This window comes from Alistipes sp. An54, assembly GCF_002159375.1.
Taxonomy (GTDB): domain Bacteria; phylum Bacteroidota; class Bacteroidia; order Bacteroidales; family Rikenellaceae; genus Alistipes; species Alistipes megaguti.
The window spans coordinates 1-15905 of record NZ_NFIA01000008.1 but is presented as its reverse complement, the minus strand read 5'-3'; the positions used below and the strand labels follow the sequence as shown (position 1 = coordinate 15905).

Annotated in this window: 11 protein-coding genes; 1 reads left to right on the top strand and 10 read right to left on the bottom strand. The window is 61.5% G+C overall.

What is annotated here, in order from left to right; all coding sequences use genetic code 11:
- Positions 1–404: 404 nt before the first annotated feature.
- Together B5G09_RS08705 and B5G09_RS08700 are read right to left on the bottom strand one after the other, a co-directional pair.
- Positions 405–1475: a BACON domain-containing carbohydrate-binding protein gene (locus B5G09_RS08705; protein WP_087404887.1), complete on the bottom strand. Its 1071-nt coding sequence runs from the start codon at positions 1473–1475 to the stop codon at positions 405–407.
- A 30-nt stretch (positions 1476–1505) separates the two neighbouring features.
- Positions 1506–4121, bottom strand: a complete 2616-nt coding sequence (locus B5G09_RS08700; RefSeq protein WP_087404886.1) for a zinc-dependent metalloprotease — start codon at positions 4119–4121, stop codon at positions 1506–1508.
- 488 nt (positions 4122–4609) lie between these two features.
- Between B5G09_RS08700 and B5G09_RS08695 the strand changes: the two genes are divergently transcribed.
- Complete coding sequence (locus B5G09_RS08695; protein ID WP_087404885.1) at positions 4610–6604, top strand: glycoside hydrolase family 97 protein; 1995 nt, start codon at positions 4610–4612, stop codon at positions 6602–6604.
- A 151-nt stretch (positions 6605–6755) separates the two neighbouring features.
- Here B5G09_RS08695 and B5G09_RS08690 read toward each other — a convergent pair whose 3' ends face one another.
- The 8 genes from B5G09_RS08690 to B5G09_RS08655 form a co-directional block, all read right to left on the bottom strand.
- A complete protein-coding gene (locus B5G09_RS08690) occupies positions 6756–8054 on the bottom strand; it encodes an MFS transporter (RefSeq protein ID WP_087309611.1) in 1299 nt (432 codons plus the stop codon).
- Between the two features lie 299 nt (positions 8055–8353).
- Positions 8354–9736: an aldehyde dehydrogenase gene (locus tag B5G09_RS08685; RefSeq protein ID WP_087404884.1), complete on the bottom strand. Its 1383-nt coding sequence runs from the start codon at positions 9734–9736 to the stop codon at positions 8354–8356.
- An 83-nt stretch (positions 9737–9819) separates the two neighbouring features.
- Positions 9820–10848: a VWA domain-containing protein gene (locus B5G09_RS08680; RefSeq protein ID WP_087404883.1), complete on the bottom strand. Its 1029-nt coding sequence runs from the start codon at positions 10846–10848 to the stop codon at positions 9820–9822.
- Positions 10849–10860: 12 nt separating this feature from the next.
- A complete protein-coding gene (locus B5G09_RS08675) occupies positions 10861–11850 on the bottom strand; it encodes a VWA domain-containing protein (protein ID WP_087309608.1) in 990 nt (329 codons plus the stop codon).
- A gap of 15 nt (positions 11851–11865) precedes the next feature.
- On the bottom strand, positions 11866–12666 hold the full coding sequence (locus tag B5G09_RS08670; protein ID WP_087404882.1) for a tetratricopeptide repeat protein: 801 nt from the start codon (positions 12664–12666) through the stop codon (positions 11866–11868).
- A gap of 11 nt (positions 12667–12677) precedes the next feature.
- Complete coding sequence (locus tag B5G09_RS08665; protein ID WP_087404881.1) at positions 12678–13658, bottom strand: hypothetical protein; 981 nt, start codon at positions 13656–13658, stop codon at positions 12678–12680.
- Positions 13655–14539 carry a DUF58 domain-containing protein gene (locus tag B5G09_RS08660; RefSeq protein ID WP_087404965.1) on the bottom strand — a complete coding sequence of 295 codons (885 nt, stop codon included), beginning with the start codon at positions 14537–14539 and terminating at the stop codon, positions 13655–13657. Before B5G09_RS08660 ends, B5G09_RS08665 begins: the two co-directional genes overlap by 4 nt.
- 2 nt (positions 14540–14541) lie before the next feature.
- Complete coding sequence (locus B5G09_RS08655) at positions 14542–15540, bottom strand: MoxR family ATPase (RefSeq protein WP_087309605.1); 999 nt, start codon at positions 15538–15540, stop codon at positions 14542–14544.
- Between the last annotated feature and the right edge of the window lie 365 nt (positions 15541–15905).

Below are 15905 nucleotides of genomic sequence, written 5' to 3'. Positions count from 1 at the left end.
AAATCCGTGTCCGCACCGTGTCCGCATTTATGAAAAATGCCTAAAACAAGAAAGATCAATATTTATTCGTATGAATATTAAAATACTATAATACAAATAGTTATGAAACAATGTAAAATTCAACGGGACGGCAGGCCATCCAGGTCGAGGTAACACTGCCGGCCGGTGTAGGCATAGAGCAGCATGGGGAATTTGAGCTCCTCCATGCAGGTTAGCCGTGCATGGAGAGACGTTCGTCTGGCGGCCGGCATTGCCATTCCGATCCTCTTCCTGCTGCTGCTCTGAAGCCGCTGTCCGGGAAGAGCTCACCTCCCGGGCTGCAGAGGTCGCCACGGAGGGCTGACAACAAAAACGGGACGATCCCCAGAGGTTCGTCCCGTTTTTTCATGCATTGCGTCCAGACATCAGGCTCCGGCCTGCGTCACCTTCAGACGGAAGAGCTCGACTCCGTTCTGACCCGTCAGCAGGACATCCAGCGAACGGTCCGAACCGGTCTCATTCGCCGAGGAGGGATAAACAGTCCAAATCCTATCTACACCACGATACTGGGAGTCAAGCCACGGCTCCGAAACTTCGGTCGTCGTGCCGACCTCGACAAACTTCACCTCACAGCTACCATTGGCTTCCACACCAAACACCAGCTTGGAGGCTGTGGATGCATCCTTCTGGAACGAGACTGCATGGGGAGACTGATACACCTCGGTACAATCCGCATCCATAACGATCGCCGATGTCGCCAGAGGCATATCCTGATTGACATGGATCACGAAGGGCTCCGCATTTCCCGACGAAATCTTGACCATCGCACCACTCTGCATCGAAAATGCCGCATTGGGCTGAAAAGTGAGAATCAACGCCTCGCCGCTTGCGCCCGAAGGGGTCTTGATCGTGCAATAGGCCGGGAGGGCTTCCTCATTTTCAATCGGATCACCTCTCCAGTCGCAGAATATGGCCGTCCACTGATGGGCCGTGGTGGTCACCGTCGTTATCGACACGTCACCGCCCGCAGCCGGTGCCATGAACGTATAGGAACCATACGAATCCGCAGCCAACGAAATCGACATTTCGGTATTCTCCGGCTCAATGAAGTCCTGCTTCACGGTAAACTCAATCGGCGTGAGCGACCCCGCCTGGATGGCATACGTGGCCGTGCGGAATGCCGTACCGTTGTTGTCGCTGGCCTCGACCGAGATCTCCGAAGCACTCTCCACCTTCACGATGCACCAGCCGGCATCGGCCTCGTCGGCCGAAGCCTTGACCTGCGAAACCCGGATCTCCGAAACCGCGGCATCGGTCAAGATCTCGATCGTCTGCTTCTGGCGCGTAGCCGGGAAGGTGAGGGCCACCTGGGCCGGATCCTTGAGTTCAAGACGGGTTGCCGCCGGCGCCACATCCTTGTTATCGTCGCTGCTGCAGCCGACGAATGCCAGTGCCGCAAGGGCCAGCACCGGGGTCAGAAATTTCACCTTTTTCATAACCTGACTTTTTTAGGGAATCATTATCGCTTATTTCACATTCTCGAAGGCCGACTCGATCTTCAGAATCTGGTAGGCGTAGAAATCGCGCGTACGGCTGTCGCCCGATCCGCGACGCTGGCGGTAGAGGTTCAGCACGCGGCGCAACGTGGCCGTATAGAGCGGCTGCCCGACCTGCATCGAAAGGGCCGGACCCTTCATGTCGTGGCGGTAATAGGAGATCTCGCCCGCCGAAGCCGCATGATCGTGGTTGCACTCCGGGTGGTTGCAGATGAACGGAGGCAGCGCCTCGTCGGCCATCCGGGCCAGGGCGGCCATCGACTCGTCTTCCGCAGCCGTTCCGTCGACATAGGCGCTCAGCTGCAGCTCCGTACCCGAGGGGCCCGTCAGACCGCTGTTCTTGAGCAGCGACGCAACGGCCGCTCCCTGCAGGTTCATCTCCTCGATGGTCAGCGAACCTCCCCGGAGAGCCGAAGCGAAGACCGTCTTATAGGCATCGCTCAGGTAAGTGTCCACACGGTAGATATTCTCCTGACCCGAACGCTCGCCCTGATAGATGCCGCCCAGCGTCGCCGGACTGAAGATCTTGTTGGCCACGCTGGCTGCCGCATTGTCAAGAATCGTCGACGACTGGCCCAGCTTGTCCATCATCTCCTGCGGCAGCAGCCACGACCGCGCCGTGAGCACCTGCTCCACCAGCCAATCCATGGCCGCCTTCTGACGCTCGCGCGGCAGGTAGCTCATCGCACGCAGCGGACGGCCGTCCTGTACCAGATCCTTGTACACCACGCCGCCCAGGTAGGGCATCACATGCATCAGATAACGCGTATATTGTCCGATCACGGCCGAATACATCGACTGGATCTCCTTGTAGTCACGATTCTCCTCGGCAAACCACCGGCAGAGATTCGCAATGATATACTTGCAGTTCTCAACGCCGTAGTTGCCGGCCTTGATGTGGTCGTTGCCCAGATCCTCCGACTGGTCGGTCGGGTCGCGCGTCAAGAAGATCTGCTGTGCACCGAACTCGTACATCGGATCGTCGTTGTGTGCGGCGATCAGCGCGTTGAGCAGCGGAAGCTCCTCCTCCGCATCGCGCGTCTGCTCGAAGATGCGGTAGCCCCAGTTGATGGCGTGGATGTCGTAGACGCCGATCACGGGCGGAACCATCCGTACGCCCCGTTCGAAATCACCCCGCTGGGCAATGTAGTTGTTGCGGGCGTAGTCCATGATCGAGGGGGTCGTACCGTACTTCTGCGTGAACGACGGGCTGCGCAGCGAATCCACCGGGAAGGCATAGCTGGCTCCCATGTTGTGCATCAGTCCCAGCGTATGGCCCACCTCGTGGGCAGCCACGTAACGCAGCGACTCGCGCATCACGTCATCGTCGAAGACCTTCTTGCGCACTCGTGGATCGGCGGCGCTCGTCTGGGCGAAACGCCAGTTGTGAACCAGCGAGATGACGTTGTGATACCAGATCACGTCGGCCACCAGAATTTCGCCCGTCCGCGGGTCCGTGTAGCTCGGGCCCATGGCATTGGCCACGTCCGTCACGGCATAGCGGATGCAGTTGTAGCGGATATCGTCCGGATCGAACGACGGATCGTCGGGATAGTCACGCGCCTCGACCACGTTCTTGAAGCCGGCCGCCTCGAAGGCCTGGTTCCAGTCCTCGATGCCCTGCTTGACCGCATCGCGCCACTTGTCGGGGAAGGCGCTGTCGACGTAGAAGACAATCTTTTGGGCCGGTTCGACCGGTTCGCCGCGGTAGTACTTCTCCCACTCGCCCTCCTTGGGCTCCACGCGCCAGCGGTGGATCATCGCATGCGTGAGAAGCTTGTCCTCCGACGAGGTGTAGGTGTAGAACTTCGAGCTGAAGTAACCCACCCGGTTGTCCTGGTAGCGGATCTTCATCGGCTCCTCGGGCAGCTCGAGAATCGAGCGCCGAACGGTCACCGTATAGCCGTTCGATTCGGTCGAATAGTTCAGGATGCTCGTAATCTCGAGGTTCTTCTCGAAGACCTTCACCTCCTTGAGCTTCGATCCCGAGGCGTCGTACGTCGCTCGCATCTCGCCCGGGACCATCGGGCTCTGACGGATCGGCGTCAGCAGCTTGTCGTTCGAAACGAAGAACGACGTCACGTCAATGAGCAGCGTATCGTTGCGGCTCGCCTTGATCTTGAAGGTCCGTGTGATGGGATCCTGCACGTTGCGGCGGAACGAACGCTCGATCGGGTCGTTCGGTGCCACCCGTGCCCAGTGGTTCACCTTGTGCAGGTAGACGTTCGACGTATCGGCCGAAAAGCGGATCATGAAGGGTTCACCCAGCATCTGCCCGGCGACAAAATTGGCATTCTGACTGATCTCCGAAACCCGGTTGGCCAGCAGATAGCTGCCCTTCAGGTTGCGCGGCGTAATGGCCAGCAGCAGTTCGCCCTTCCTGGTCACGTAGTAGTCAAACAGGCCCGAACCCTTCTGGGCCCCCTTGACCGCCTTGTCGAACTTGTCCTCCTTTTTCACGGAGTCGGCCTTCTCGGTCTGCTCCATCTTCTTTTTCTTGCGCGAGAAGGGCCAGATCTGCTCGGCTTGCAACGGGCTGCAGGCCAGCAGTACCGCCGCCACAGCCAGAATCAACTTCCTGTTCATCTCTTGTAGCTTGTAAATAATTGATTATGAAATTATTGAATTTAAAGTTCCTTAAGCCACAGCGACCGGATGGATTCGAAACCCGACCAGTCGGCATGTTTGTCGGCCGTCAGAGGGTGCGAAAGTCCCGACAAACTGTTTTTTAGGATTTGGCAATAGGCAAAATCTGGTGTTGTCGCTTTAAAGTTATATGTTTAATTTGGAAATAGCAAAATCAGTCGCTCCGGGACCCGGGCAAAAAAGCTATCCAAAAGGGCTTCTGAGGCAGTTTGTGGACAAAAAGTCATTCCTTCGTTTCATCCAGAACCCGAAAGCGCAAAATCGCCCTGTCCCGTTACGAAATAAAACCGAATCCAAAGCCCGGAAGCGTTTTGTCCGATCCGCCCATTTTACTACCTTTGTAAAGCGTCCGGACAGACGACTCCGAAAACGGCGGATCCGGTCTTCCGAACGCGCCAAAGCCCAACGGACCCTTAACCAGCCACGACATGAAGAAAAAGACGCTTCTGCAGGCGATGCTCGGCGCTGCCGTCGCCCTCTCGTCCTGCTCGCACGACACCTCCGTCACTTCGCCCGACGGCCGCATCCGGGCTCAACTCTCGCTCGACGAACGGGGAGTCCCCGCCCTAAGGATCGACGTCGACGGGAGCCCGCTTCTCGAAGCCCCGCGGCTGGGACTCGAGGCCGACGGACTCAACCTTGCCTCGGGATTTACGGTCGAACACGTCGAGCGGCAGTCGCTCGACGTGACCTGGACACAGCCCTGGGGCGAAAACCGCCGGATCCGCGACCATCACAACGAAACGGCCGTGACGATGCAGAATCCCGAAGGGGTCGCACTCACCGTGCGCGTGCGTCTGTTCGACGACGGACTGGGATTCCGCTACGAATACCGCACGCCGACCGACTCGCTCCGAATCACCGACGAACACACGACACTCCGTTTTGCACAGGACGGCCTCTCGTGGAGCATCGACGGCAGCTATGAAACCTACGAACTCCCCTATCGCGAGCAGCCTCTGTCGGCCGTCGAACGGGCCAACACCCCCTTCACGTTCCACCTCGGCGAACTCTACGGTTCGATCCACGAGGCGGCGCTCTACGACTTTCCCGAGATGCATCTGCTGCGCGAGGATCCTCTCTCGTTCAAGGCCGAACTGGCCCCGCTGCCCGACGGCGTGAAGGCCCGCGTCAAGGGGTGTTTCGTCACCCCGTGGCGGACGTTGCAGATCGGCCGCCGGGCCGTCGATCTGATCAATTCGGCGCTGATCCTGAATCTGAACGAGCCCTCAAAGATCGACGACACCTCGTGGATCCGGCCCCAGAAGTACGTCGGCGTCTGGTGGGGCATGCACCTCGGCACGCAGGTCTGGACCCAGGGCCCGCGCCACGGCGCCACGACCAAGAATGCCCTGCGCCACATCGACTTCGCCGCCGCGAACAACATCCAGGGCGTGCTGTTCGAGGGTTGGAACCGCGGCTGGGAGAACTGGGGCGGAAACCAGCAGTTCGACTACGTGGAACCCTACGCCGATTTCGATCTGGAGCGCATCGCCCGCTACGCACGTGACAAGGGCGTCGAACTCTGGATGCACAACGAGACCGGAGGCAACATCCCCGACTACGAGGCTCAGATGGAACGGGCCATGAAGCGTTATGCCGAACTGGGCATCCACACCCTCAAGACGGGTTATGCCGGCGGATTCAGGGACGGATACTTCCACCATTCGCAGTACGGCGTGCAGCACTACCAGCGCGTCGTGGAGCTGGCCGCCAGGTACGGCATCATGCTCGACGTCCACGAGCCGATCAAGGAGACCGGCATCCGCCGCACGTGGCCCAACATGATGACCCGCGAAGGGGCCCGCGGCATGGAGTGGAACGCCTGGTCCGAGGGCAACTCTTCGGAGTATCTCTGCACGCTGCCCTTCGTGCGGCTGCTGAGCGGCCCGATGGACTACACGCCCGGCATCTTCGACATCTACTACGACCGCGCCAAGGCCGATCCGGGACGCATCCAGTGGAACGGCGACAACTCCCGCTGCTCGATCAAGACGACGCTCGCCCGCCAGATCGCCAACTGGGTGATCATCTACTCGCCGCTGCAGATGGCCGCCGATCTGATCGAAAACTACGAGGGGCATCCGGCCTTCCGCTTCTTCCGCGACTTCGACGCCGACTGCGACTGGTCCGAGGCACTGCAGGGCGAGATCGGCGACTGGATCGTCGTGGCCCGCCGCGCCGGCGAACGCTACTTCCTCGGCGCCGGCACCAATGCCGAGGCGCGGACCGTCGTCCAGCCCCTCCGGTTCCTCCGACCCGGGGTGACCTACACGGCCCGCATCTACGCCGACGACCCCGCCTCGGAGCTCCGCACCGCCTACCGCATCGAGGAGCGGCAGCTGACCTCGGCCGATTCGCTGCGCATCGTCATGGCCCCCGACGGAGGGTGTGCCGTGACCTTCGAGCCCCTCGGCAAATAGACACGGGAGAGGTCGGCAACAGAGTCCGGCAGCGGGGCCCCTTCTTCCCTCCCTGCAGAGACGGCGGGCGGTAATGTCCCCCCCCCCAAAAAAAACGACGGCCCGGAAACAGATTCCGGGCCGTTGCCATACGTTTTCCATATCTCGGAGACTATGCCTGCTCTTCGGCCGCCTGCTCCTGCGCCTCCTTTTCGGGGTCGTGCGAGAAAGGAACCACCCACGTGAGGATGAAGGCCGGGATCGTGGCCAGCAGCGACCACAGGAAGAAGGCCCGATAGCCGACGGCATCGCTGATCACACCGCTGATCATGCCCGGAAGCATCACGCCGAGGTTGGCCAGCGCCGTACCGAAGGCATAGTGGGCCATCTGGTGTTTGCCGGGTGCCACCTGCTGCATGATGAAGAGCGTCAGGCCGACATAACCGAAGCCGTAGCTGAAATATTCGAAGACGATCGCCGCGCAGACCATCACCGGATTGGAGGGCTGCAGCCATGCCAGCAGCGCATAGACCGCAAACGGCACGTTGAAGATGCAGCACAGCGGGAAGAGCGCCCGCTTCAGTCCGCGCCACGAGATGAAGTATCCGCCGAGAATCGACCCGATGACGAAGGCCGCCACTCCGAACGTGCCGTAGTAGAGTCCGATCTGGCTCTTGGTCAGCGCCAGCCCCTCGTCGGCAATCGGCGCCTTGAGGAACAGCGGCACGATCTTGATGACCAACCCCTCGGCAAAGCGGTAGAAGACAATCCACGCGATATAGATCCAGATGTAGCGTTTGCGGAAGAAGAGCCGGAAGACCTCCCACGTCTCGCGCATCGTCGAGCGCAGATTGCCCCCCGCCTGCACCGTGGCGGCTCCGCCCGAGGGGAGGATCCGCAGGTGGTAGATGCCCAGCAGGAAGAGCAGCGCTCCGCTCGCCCCCATGATGATCATCCAGGCGTAGAGCGATCCGAAATGTTCGTCGAGAACGCCCGCCAGATAGACCAGACCGCCCATGGCCGTCACCTTGGCAATGTTGTAGAAGGCCCCCTGCCAGCCGATATACTGCGCCTGCTGCGTGGGGGTGAGTTCGTGGATGTAGAGGCCGTCGAGGGCAATGTCGTGGGTCGAGCCGCTGAAGGCCAGCACCGCCATGATCGCCACCACATAGGGGAAGAAGTTCGGCAGCGGAAGCGCCATGGCCACCAGCGCCAGCGATACGCCCGATAGCAGCTGCGTCGCCACGACGAAGAACTTCTTCGTGCGGTACATCTCCAGCAGCGGACTCCAGAAGGGCTTCAACGACCACGGAAGAATCAGCAGCGAGGTCCAGAAGGCCACCTGCGCATCGCTGATCCCGAAATCATTGAACATGATCGGGGCCACCAGGCTGAGCATGATGAAGGGCAATCCCATGGCAAAGTAGGCCGTCGGGACCCATGCAAGGGGAGATACTTTCTTCGGAGTCATAAAGGTTCAGGTCAACGTTTCCGACGCAAAAGTAACCAAAAAAAACGTCCGCACAAAACTCCGCCCCGGCAAACACCCTAACCGGCAGCCGCTTTCCGGCAAAAGAGAGCCCGTCCGGCCAGGCGGAGGGTTCCGGTCGATCGTCTGACCGGGCTCCGCAACCGCCCGAACAAGGCCGCCGCCTCCGGGGCGGGATTCACCCGCACGGGATACATCAGCGGCAATGTAGCATACCGCTTCGGCGGAACGGAAAACGCCCCGCAGAGATCGCCCCGCAGAGATCGCCCCGCAGAGACGCATCAGAGCATCTTTCGCACCCAGCGGAAGAGCCGGTAGGGCGGATAGCGGAACGGCAGGTCGATGCGCCCTGAAACCTCCAGCATCGAACGCCGGTGCGAAAAGGCCTCGAAACTCTCCCGACCGTGATAACGTCCCATGCCCGAGTTGCCCACACCGCCGAACGGCAGATGATCGTTGGCGAAGTGCATGACCGTATCGTTCAGACAGGCTCCGCCCGAGGTCGTGCGCGCCAGAATCTCCCGTCCCGTCTCCTCGGGACCGAAATAATAGAGTGCCAGGGGCTTCTCACGCGTCGTGACGAACTCCACAGCTTCGTCCGTCGTCCCGAAGATCAATACGGGCAGCACCGGACCGAAAATCTCCTCCTGCATGACCGGCCATTCGGGATCGACATCACCCAAGAGCGTCGGGGCGATGTAGCGTTCCGCGGCATCGGTCTCTCCGCCGAAGAGGATCCGCCCCCGCGTCAGGTAACCGGTCACCCGTTCGTAGGCCCGTTCGTCGACCAGCCGCGCATAGTGCGGGCTGCGGCGGGGATCCTCGCCGTGCAACTGTCTGACGGCGTCGGCAAAGGCCCGGACAAAGTCGTCGCGCAGCGTACGATGGATCAGCACGTAGTCGGGAGCCACGCACGTCTGACCCGCATTGAGGCTCTTCCCCCAGGCGATGCGCCGCGCCGCAATCCGCAGGTCGGCCCCGCGGTCGACGATACAGGGGCTCTTGCCGCCCAGTTCGAGGACTACCGGGGTGAGGTGCTCCGCCGCGGCCCGCATCACGACGCGTCCGAGGGCCGGGCTCCCCGTGAAGAAGATCACGTCCCAGCGCCGGGCGAAGAGCTGCGTGTTGACCTCGCGTCCGCCCTGCACCACGGCCACATACTCCTCGTCGAAGATCTCCGCAATCAGCCCCTCCAGCACGCGGGCCACGTGCGGCGTGTGGGGCGAAGGCTTCAGCACGGCGGTACAGCCCGCCGAGATGGCCCCCACCAGCGGATTGAGCAGCAGCTGCACGGGGTAGTTCCACGGTGCAACGATCAGCGCCTGCCCCAACGGTTCGGCCACGATGCGGCTCCGCGCCGGCTGCAGCTTCATCGGGGTCGGTCGCCGCTCGGGACGCATCCATTCGCGCAGGTGGCGCAGATGCTGGCGGATTTCACTGCGGATGATGCTCAGCTCGGTGAGGATGGCCTCCTCGTGCGACTTGTGCAGATCCTGCCACAGGGCGTCGCACAGGCGACCCTCCCAGTTGACCAGAGCGGCATCGAGCCGGCGCAGCATCGTGCGGCGGAACTTCTCCGGGCGCGTGGCGCCCGTGCGGAACCAGGCTTTCTGGGCGGCGGCCAACGCCTCGATGCGGGCCGCAGGGGTATCCGTAAGGGTCATGATTTCGGATTTTACGGCTTATGGCAACCTACAAAGGGAGTGCCGCAGCGCATGTGTGTGGCACTCCCCCTTTTCGTGCGGGACTACTTCTTCTCCCGGAAGATATTCAGATGGGCCAGCAGCGGATTGCGGCGGTCGAGCATCACAAACTCGGCCAGCAGCAGGACAAGCGCCGCGATGAGCAGGTACTGATACTGCTCGTTGAACTCCTCGAAACGGATGGTCGACAGTTCGGTCTGCTCCATGTCGTTGATCGCCTTGACGATCTCGTCCAGACCGATCGACTGCTTCGTGGCGCGCACATAGGCGCCGCCCGTGATGTCGGCGATCTTGGCCAGCATCTCCTCGTTGAGCTTCGAGACGACCATTTCGCCCTTCTCGTCCTTGATGAACTCGCCGTCGATCTGAATCGGTGCGCCCTCGGGGGTGCCGATGCCGATCGTGAAGATCTTCACCCCCTGCTGGGCAGCCCGTTCGGCCACGGCCAGGGCGTCGTCCTCGTGGTTCTCACCGTCGGTGATCAGGATGATGACCCGTCCGTGGTTCTGCTCCGTGTCGCCCGAGAACGAGAGCAAAGCCTGCTCCAGGGCCTTGCCGATAGCCGTGCCCTGTTCGGAGACCAGCGAGGGATCGATCCGCCGGGCAAAGGCCTTGGCCATGCGGTAGTCCGAGGTGATCGGCAGCTGGACCTTCGGTTCGCCGGCGAAGACCACCAGCCCGACACGGTCCTGCTCAAGGCCGTCGAAGAGTTTGCCGATGGCGTATTTCGTCCGTTCGAGCCGGTTGGGTTCGAAATCCTCGGCCAGCATCGAATTCGAGACGTCGACCACGAGCATCATTTCAATCCCCTGGGTCTTCTCCTCGCGGAGTTTCGACCCGAACTGGGGACGCGCCGCGGCCAGAATCAGACACAGAACCGCCCCCAGCAGCAACAGAAAGCGCAGCGTGACACGGCCGGTCGAGACCTCGGGCATCAGCTCCTGCAGCACGTCGGGATGACCGAAGCGTGCGATCCGCCTGCGGCGGCTGCGGGCCACAAGCCAGAAGAGCGCCACCATCACGGGCAGCACGACCAGGAGCCAGAGATATTGCGGATTGGCAAAACGAAACATGACGGATGCTTTTTACGGAATACGTTTCAGAACGAGATTCGACAACAGGAACTCCACGAGCAGCAGGGCCAGCGCACCCAGCACCCAGCCGAGGAACTGTTCGTGATAGGCGACGTGTTCGAAAACCTCGACCTTGCTCTTCTCCAGCTGGTTGATCTCGTCGTAGATGGCCTTGAGCTTTTCGTTGTCCGTAGCGCGGAAATACTTGCCGCCGGTCATCTCGGCCATGGCCTGAAGGGTCTTCTCGTCGATCTCGACCTTCTGCTGCACGAAGGTGATGTTGCCGAACATGTCCACGGCCGGATAGGGGGCCGTACCCATCGAACCCACTCCGATCGTATAGACGCGGATGTTCTGTGCCCGGGCAATCTCGGCGGCGGTCATCGGGGTGATCTGTCCGCGGTTGTTCACACCGTCGGTCAGCAGGATGACAACCTTCGACTTGGCGTCGCTCTCGCGCAGGCGGTTGATGGCCGTGGCCAGACCGTTGCCGATGGCCGTACCGCTGTCGTCGATCAGGCCGCTGCGGATCCGCGCCAGCAGCGTCTGCAGCGTACTCTGGTCGGTGGTCAGCGGGCTCTGCGTGAAGGCCTCGGCGGCGAACGCCACCAGTCCGATGCGGTCGCCGTAGCGGTCGGCGATGAACGATCCGGCCACCTCCTTGGCCGCCGTGATGCGGTCGGGCTGGAAGTCGCGGGCCAGCATCGAGGCCGAGACGTCGATGGCCAGCATGATGTCGATGCCCTCGGTGTTGGTCGAGACGTTCTCTTCGACATCCTGGGGCCGGGCCAGCGCCACGATGAGCAGCGAAAAGGCCGCGGCGCGCAGCACGAAGGGCAGATGCCGCAGGTAGTAGCGCACCGTGCGCGGAGCCCCCGCGACGCCCCGGACGGTCGAGATCTGAATGGCCGCACCGCCCTGCAGCGTCCGCCACACGTAGTAGCCGACCATCGGCACGAGCAGCACAAGCAGCCATAGATAATGGGGTGAAGCGAAATGCATAGTCTACAAACGTTTTTACCAGTTTTTCCGGCCGCGAACCACCACGCCCTTGGCCTTCTCCTTGAGCTTCTCCTGCGTCTTGTCCTCCTGGGCCTGGATGGCGTCGAGCATCTGCTCCTGCTCCTGCGGCGAGATGCCCGAAGGCGTCGGCTGACCCTCGCCGGGTTTCTGCTCGCCATTCTGGTCGGGATTCCCGTTCGGATTCTGCGGCTGGTTCTGCTGCTGATCCTTGCCCGGGTTCTGCTGCTGCGGATTCTGCTGCTGTTGCTGATCCTTGTTCCGGCCCTGATTCTGGTTCTGACCCTGATTCTGATCCTTGTTCTGCTGCTGATCCTGATTCTGGTTCCGGTCATTGCCGCCTCCGCCGCCGTTCTGGTTCTGGTCCAGAAGCCGCTTGGTGTAGGCGTAGTTGTACTTGGTCTCCATGTCCGCAGGATTCAGACGCAGCGACTGCTTGTAGCTCTCGAGCGCCTCTTGGTACTTTTTCTGTTTGAACTGGGCGTTGCCGAGGTTGTAGAAGGCTTCGGCACGTTCCGTGTCGCTGCGCAGCGTGTCGGCCGCGGCCTGCTGCATGGTCTGCTCGGCACGGTCGAAACGCTCGGCCTTGTAGAGGGCGTTGCCCAGGTCGTACGTCGCCTCGAACAGCCCCGGTGCGGCCTTCAGCGCCGCCTCGTAACGCTGGATCGCCGTTTCGTACTCCCCCTTGTTGTACTGCCGCGTACCCTTGCGCACGAGCGAACGCTCGGGCAGCTGCTGCGCCTGCACGCCGGCCGCCGCAAAGAGTAGAACGAAGGTAATGGATAGTATTCTGTACATCGTTGTTGCGTTTAATTCTGCATCGGATCCTCCGGCGGCTGGACCGTCGTCTCCTCGACGAGCTTGGTCTCCTCGACGAAATAGTAGGCCTTCAGATAGTCGGACTCGTTCTGCTCGGCATCGGGCGTCGCCTTGGCAAACTTCACCAGATCACCGTCGCGCAGGATCGACTCCATATCCCGGCGGGCCTTGTCCGGAAGCTCCTCACCGCGCATCGCCGCGATGATCTCGTCGGAGGTCATCTCCATGGCACCGATTCCCCACCGTCCGGCGATGTAGGTGCGCAGGATGTCGGTCAGACCCGAATAGTACTGCTTGTGGCGGTTGTTCTGCCAGAGTTTCTGGTTGTGGAGCGCCTCGAGGGCCTGGATGGCGGCCACGTGCGGCGGCAGCGGCGGCGCCGGCTTGAACAGATCGCCGAATCCCTTGCCGTGTTTGGCCAGCCAGCGGTGAAGCCCCCACGCCCCGGCCGCCAGAATCAGCAGGACAAGAAGCCCCCACAGCAGGTAGCCCCGGATCTCGCTCAGCCGGAACGGAAGCGTCTTCTGCCCCTTGAGGTCGTAGATCGACTGCGAGGTGGAGTCGATCTGGAAGGTCGCCACCTCCAGATAGAGCGAATCACGGCTGCGGAGCGTATCGAGGATATTCTTGTCGGCATAGAGCACCTGGGCCACGCCGAGGTTGTACTTGCCCTCGTCGAAGGCCGCCAGACGGTAGCGTTTGCGCAGCCGGAGGTGCCGCCCGTCGCGTTCGAGCGTATCCACGGGGAGACTCTCGACCAGTTCGAGCTTGCCGTCGCGGGGGTCGAAAACCGGAAAGTCGACCACCTGAACCAGGTCCTTCTCCACGTCGATGACGTAGTCGAAGCGGTCGCCGATCATGATGCTGTCGGGCTCGATGTGCGCCGTGACGACGGGCATATTCTGTGCCCGCAACGAGCCGCCCGCAAGGGTCAGCCCGACAAACAGGGCTATGGTTGAGAGACGTTTCATCGCTGTTTGAAAAGTTTCATCAGTTCGGCGACGTAATCGCCGTCGGTGGAGATCGTAGCCGTATCGATGCGGTTGTGTTTGAGCGTGGAGTCGATCCGCTCGCTCAGCTCGCGCCACGAGGCGGCATAGTGGTCGCGCACGGCACGCGACGAGGTGTCGACCCAGACCTTGCGCCCGCTCTCGGCGTCGCGCAGTTCGACGATCCCCACGTCGGGAAGCTCCGTCTCGCGGGGGTCGTAGACCCGGATGCCGACCAGATCGTGGCGGCTGCCGGCGATCTTCAGCGCATCGTCCAGCGCCGCACTATCGTCCGACGAATCCATGAAGTCCGAGAGGATGAAGGTCGTGCAGTGCTTCTTGTTGACGTTCGTCAGAAAGCGGATCGGCTCCGAGAGCTTCGTCCCCGTGGACTGGGGTTGGAAGCCGATCAGCTCGCGGATGATCATCAGGATGTGGCTGCGCCCCTTCTTCGGGGGGATGAACTTCTCGACACGGTCCGAAAAGAAGATGCACCCCACCTTGTCGTTGTTCTGCGAGGCGGAGAAGGCCAGCACGGCGGCGATTTCGGTGATGATGTTCTTCTTCAGGCGGTCGGTCGAGCCGAACATGCGCGAGCCCGAGACGTCGACCACGAGCATCATCGTCAGTTCGCGCTCCTCCTCGTAGACCTTGATGTGGGGTTTGCGCGAACGGGCCGTGACATTCCAGTCAATGTCGCGCACGTCGTCTCCGGCGCGGTATTCGCGGACCTCGGAAAACGACATGCCCCGTCCGCGGAAAGCCGTATGGTACTTTCCGGCAAAGATCTCGTTCGACAGACCCCGGGTCTTGATCTCGATCTTGCGGACGCGTCTGAGAATATCGTTCTCGCTCTCCTGCATCATTAGGGCACGATTACGTTGTTCAGGATATCGGTGATGATCTCCTCGGTGGTGATGTTCTCGGCCTCGGCCTCGTAGGTCAGTCCGATACGGTGGCGGAGCACGTCGTGGCAAACGGCGCGCACATCCTCCGGAATGACGTACCCGCGGCGCCGGATGAAGGCGTAGGCACGGGCGGCCTTGGCCAGCGAGATCGACGCACGCGGCGAACCGCCGTAGGCGATCAGGTTCTGGAGCTTCTGCAGGTTGTACTCGGCCGGTTCACGCGTGGCGAAGATGATGTCGACGATGTACTTCTCGATCTTCTCGTCCATGTAGACATCCTCGACCACCCGGCGGGCCTTGACGATATCCTCCGGCGTAATGACCTTGTTGACCTGGGGCATGCCGGCTCCCGAGAGGTTCATGCGCACGATGTCGCGCTCCTCCTGCTTCTTGGGATAGGAGATCCTGGCCTTGAGCATGAAACGGTCGACCTGTGCCTCGGGCAGCGGATAGGTACCCTCCTGTTCGAGGGGGTTCTGCGTGGCCAGCACCAGGAAGGGCTGCGGCAGAGGGTAGGTGTTGTCGCCAATGGTCACCTGACGCTCCTGCATGGCCTCGAGCAGCGCCGACTGCACCTTGGCCGGCGAACGGTTGATCTCGTCGGCCAGCACGAAGTTGGCGAAGATCGGGCCCTTGCGGACCACGAAATCCTCGCTCTTCTGCGAGTAGATCAGCGTACCGATCAGGTCGGCAGGCAGCAGGTCCGGGGTGAACTGAATACGCGAGAAATCGGCGTCGACGGCCTTGGCCAGCGTCGTGATGGCCAGCGTCTTGGCCAGTCCCGGGACACCCTCCAGGAGGATGTGGCCGTTGGAGAGCAGACCGATCAGCAGCGTGTCGATCAGATGGCTCTGACCCACGATGACCTTGCCCATTTCGGTGCGCAGCGTGTCGACGAATACCGATTCGCGTTCGATGCGCTCGTTGAGTTCCTTGATGTTGATGACTTCGCTCATTGTCTTTTATGTATGTTCGTTGTTTGTTCTGGATCCGTCGTGCAGGACCCCGGAGAACCTGTTCCGGCCGCCCTGTCCGGGAGGCGCCGAAGCCGTCGCGAGCGCACTGCGGCCGGGACCGCTCGGGGTCCTCCCGGCACGGGGTGTTGCGGAAGCTCCCGATCGCAGCGGAAGAACGGGTGCTGAGGGTGTCGTTGCAAAAATTTTAACGATTCGGATGCAAAGTTATTATTTTCTTCGAAAAATATTCCTTCGGAACCTCGTTTTTCGGCGGGGATCCGGGTGTGGCTCGGGCGCCTGCCGGATGAGAGCCGCCGGTTGTGCGGGGCGGCCGGGCGGGGAGGGCGGTGGCGGAGGTCCGGGAC

Coding starts and splice junctions, on each gene's coding strand:
- B5G09_RS08705 (WP_087404887.1), bottom strand. CDS start 1,475: ATGAAAAAGGTGAAATTTCTGACCCCGGTGCTGGCCCTTGCGGCACTG.
- B5G09_RS08700 (WP_087404886.1), bottom strand. CDS start 4,121: ATGAACAGGAAGTTGATTCTGGCTGTGGCGGCGGTACTGCTGGCCTGC.
- B5G09_RS08695 (WP_087404885.1), top strand. CDS start 4,610: ATGAAGAAAAAGACGCTTCTGCAGGCGATGCTCGGCGCTGCCGTCGCC.
- B5G09_RS08690 (WP_087309611.1), bottom strand. CDS start 8,054: ATGACTCCGAAGAAAGTATCTCCCCTTGCATGGGTCCCGACGGCCTAC.
- B5G09_RS08685 (WP_087404884.1), bottom strand. CDS start 9,736: ATGACCCTTACGGATACCCCTGCGGCCCGCATCGAGGCGTTGGCCGCC.
- B5G09_RS08680 (WP_087404883.1), bottom strand. CDS start 10,848: ATGTTTCGTTTTGCCAATCCGCAATATCTCTGGCTCCTGGTCGTGCTG.
- B5G09_RS08675 (WP_087309608.1), bottom strand. CDS start 11,850: ATGCATTTCGCTTCACCCCATTATCTATGGCTGCTTGTGCTGCTCGTG.
- B5G09_RS08670 (WP_087404882.1), bottom strand. CDS start 12,666: ATGTACAGAATACTATCCATTACCTTCGTTCTACTCTTTGCGGCGGCC.
- B5G09_RS08665 (WP_087404881.1), bottom strand. CDS start 13,658: ATGAAACGTCTCTCAACCATAGCCCTGTTTGTCGGGCTGACCCTTGCG.
- B5G09_RS08660 (WP_087404965.1), bottom strand. CDS start 14,539: ATGCAGGAGAGCGAGAACGATATTCTCAGACGCGTCCGCAAGATCGAG.
- B5G09_RS08655 (WP_087309605.1), bottom strand. CDS start 15,540: ATGAGCGAAGTCATCAACATCAAGGAACTCAACGAGCGCATCGAACGC.